Genomic DNA, 3,665 nt, shown 5'->3' with positions numbered 1-3,665 from the left:
GTTTCGCAGCCTGAATTGTAATACCAATGAGGGATCAATTCACTTCTAACTAATTGATTTTTCTTATTTATTCAGCTTTTTGTCCTGTACATAGAAGCTAATTGCAAATCGTTACAAAAATACAAATGTTAAATACAAATCATTCTCATCTTTGATTCTATACTGCCCACCTTTTTATGTCATAGCATGGAGTTGTAGGATATGACAATTTGGGAAATACCGGCCACTCAAGAATTACAACGTTGGTTGACTGACACTTATGATGTATCAATCACTGCAATTGATGAAGCAGGTTTTAAATGGAAAGTTCAGGGTGGTCCCCTTCCACAAACCATGCGGTTTGTGAGCTTGACTGATGCTAAACAATCACTAGAAAAAGGCTTCATTCGTCGTCGATCAAAACATTTAGCCTGGATTTTCCGTAAGCTAAGAGGGCGCAATGGACATACTGTTCACTCCCTTAGCAACACCGAGTCAGGGCCAGTCGTTGTGATTGATGGTGGTGATGACTTGGCAGTAAGCCTTGAAAATTCGGGCCTACCAAAAAAATTAGTGCAAGCAGTACAAGCAACGGGCTTATACCCTGGCTTTATCGCAGTTGTTCACAAAGGCTGGTTAGGTGCCATGGAAGAGCGTAATGAAGCCAGTGAAGCACTCAGTCAACTCAAAAGCAAGCTCACTGAGTTACAAGAAGAATTAATTACTACATTAAAAACAGAACTAGAGTGGAAACATCAGCTGATCGAAAGCCCAACATTATCCACAGATCAAGAACTCATTATAAGGCATCTACAGTTTAAAAAAGCAGTACTTCAACAGTTTCAAACATTAACAAAAAATGATCCCCTCCCCCTCAACGACCAACTTAAACAACTGAATGAGCTTATTACATTAATTACCACTGAGCGTCATCGACTACAAAGCTTAATTAATTCTCCCCATAATCATCAGGACAACTACCCAGACACTTTAAAAAATTATTATTACTGCTAAGTAATAACACACTTTTCGATCCTAAATCACCGCAAACTCAAGACACATTACAAAAGCTTGCAGAATACAGAAGCTTACATGAGGAGCGCTGGTTATCTTTTGTGGAAAGCCGACTTGCCGCAAATTTTACGGAGTCTGGCTTAAGTTCAATGTACTGGGGGATGTTAGCGTTTGAAAGTCGTGCAACTACACAACTGTTGTCAGGTAATGCAACGCTTCCCTTCAGTGAAACATTAGGCGTTATTGGTGACAGTTTTAATGTCATTGGTCAATCGCAAATGGTACTTGCAGGTTTAGCCAAAGCCGGTATTGGTATTCATGATACTAAAAACATTCAAGACTGGTTACATACTTTACGTAATAATGACCTATTAAAATCCAATAGCTCACTCAAAGAAGTCAGCCATCTCATTGATCGTTTTTATCGCAATCAACGTAATGCACATATCATTGATACATTTGGCAGCACACTACTCACAGCAGGCCAGTTATGCATGATTTTGGGGGGACCTTATGGTATTGGCATAAGCGCTTTATTATTTACTGGTGTTGGTGCCACCATTGGTGGTGTAGGTTTTAGCCAGGCAATGGCACAATATATGAACCGCACCTTTAATCTTATTGAAACACCCACCGATACAGAAAAAAACATTTTAACCCGCGAAGCCGAAACTGACGAATCACTACGTTCGACATTATTGCGTCGTATTAATGATCTATACCACTTTGCCAAAGACCAAGCACCAGCTCGAGTTTGGCAGAAAATATACCGACAAATTATTAAAAATTCTGAGTTAAGCGTTGAGAAGCTATTAAATAAACTTCATAAACAGTTTGATAAAAGAAGCGATGACTATCGACAGCTTTATAAAGAAGTACTGCTTAAAATAGAACAGTCACCCGATGATCTCAAGCTCATTGACCATGCGCTTAAACTCGCCAAGTCAAAATCAACCTTATTAGATAGCACAACAAATCTTCAACATGGCCTAGCACAGTGGGATTTATTTAATCAAATAAGTGGTCATTTAAAAGCATTACATAACCAACAGCCTTATCAAACCAAGCCTCTTTCCTTAGCTGACAGTGTAGAGCAGCTTTTTGCCTTTGCGGATGAACTAGGCTTTGGTCATGATTTAGAACGTAGGATTGTTAGTTATTTAGTGAATGATACTGCTGTCCTCCGTAAGCTTACTGTCAATGTCAGTGACTATGTAAGTGAAATAAGCGCTGTAAAAAGTAAACTTCCCTGGAATATTCCCAACCCACTTAGCCCCATTATCCATGTGATTGAGCTTGTCAGAGGCCCTCAAGCAGAGCCAATAAGACCACTGTTTCGTATTTCCTGGGGGCATAAAAAAACCACTGTGCTCATGTTTGAGCGGGAAAAATTTCTGCATGATTTACAAAATTCTGAACGGCTATCCCCAACAGCACAAGAAATTTTATATGGGCTCTTTTTTCACAAAGAAGGCATTAGCAGTTTATTTGGTCACGATGCTCGGAGTGCCTTTGCCAGTGCATTAAATAGTTTAGGTAAACGAATTTTACGCTCCAATGTATTGCGACCCATTATGCATGGTATTCGTAATCAAGTTGAACTCAGTGAATTGCTTAATCCCATCCTAAAAGCAGAAAGCCATGCTAAACACCGATTAGGTTTAACCAGTCACGAACTAACGAATACTTTTTTAGCCGCAGGAAAGTACAGTATTTTTCAAGCAGTGACGTTTGCAGCTAACCACAATAAATTAACCACTTTATCTTACGTACCAGACCATCACCAACAAATTGAGTTTGTAGCAAAAATTAGAGCGCTACCCGTTGGAAAGAAAAAAGCATTTGCTAATGGGCAAAAAGTTTCACATTTAATCAATAAACTGCGCGATAACGTCAATAACACAGCCAATAATGCTTCTCAGTTGCTAGAATTATCAATTAGCGACCGCATACTGGCAGTGATTCAATACAAAAATCATCTTGCAGTCTATGATCCTGCCACAGCCCAAACGTGGCAGCTCCCTAAGCTATCCTCACTAAAAATATTGCTAGCCGAACTTGGTTTAAACAGGCAGCCTTGGCAGCTTAATGTTTATCAGCCGCCCCAATTACAACAAGACCATGTCAAATCATTACAACAACTGACGACAACCTATATTCCTGAGTGGGAAACACTGTTATTGGCTGATCAACGATTTGGCAGCATTTCTCTTGGTGACCATAAGTTGTCTCGTATTGATGTCTGGCAGCTGGGTCTCACCCACAATAATCAATTAATTTCTGCCAATGAATTGGCTTCTCTCACCAACCTTAACTTACTTGAAAATCGGTCCTTATCATTTAATGCTGAACACATTGAGCAATTACTAAAGCAAGTGAACGGCGACCAAGCAGATCACCTATTATCCTTAACAAAAACACTCATCATGTCTAAACACGAAAGTGTTTCATTAACACTTTCAGGCAATGAGGCAGCACAGCAGCGGCTCAATACACAACTTAACGCTATTCAACAACTAGACAAAGCCAGTACTCAACTTAATGTAATTAATGATCAACTATCAAATACCTTAAAACATGGCTCTATATGGATTCCTAGGGGGTTATATCAATAGCTCTATTAGATCATTAAGTAAGCTTTTTCCTCGGCACTTTATATTGTACACAAACTC

The 3,665-nt window shown here is 39.4% G+C and carries 2 protein-coding genes; both read left to right on the top strand.

Annotated features, from left to right (window positions below):
• Nucleotides 1-201: 201 nt before the first annotated feature.
• Entirely contained in the window at nucleotides 202-993 is a 792-nt protein-coding gene (locus F607_RS0125485) for a hypothetical protein (protein WP_027710277.1), read from the top strand.
• A 101-nt stretch (nucleotides 994-1,094) separates the two neighbouring features.
• The gene (locus F607_RS0125480; RefSeq protein ID WP_027710276.1) at nucleotides 1,095-3,608 is read left to right on the top strand and encodes a hypothetical protein; all 2,514 of its coding nucleotides are present in this window, start codon (nucleotides 1,095-1,097) and stop codon (nucleotides 3,606-3,608) included.
• The last annotated feature ends 57 nt before the right edge of the window (nucleotides 3,609-3,665 follow it).

This window comes from Zooshikella ganghwensis DSM 15267, from assembly GCF_000428585.1.
Taxonomy (GTDB): Bacteria; Pseudomonadota; Gammaproteobacteria; order Pseudomonadales; family Zooshikellaceae; genus Zooshikella; species Zooshikella ganghwensis.
The sequence above is the reverse complement of the archived record's forward strand: the minus strand, read 5'-3'. Positions and strand labels throughout refer to the sequence as shown.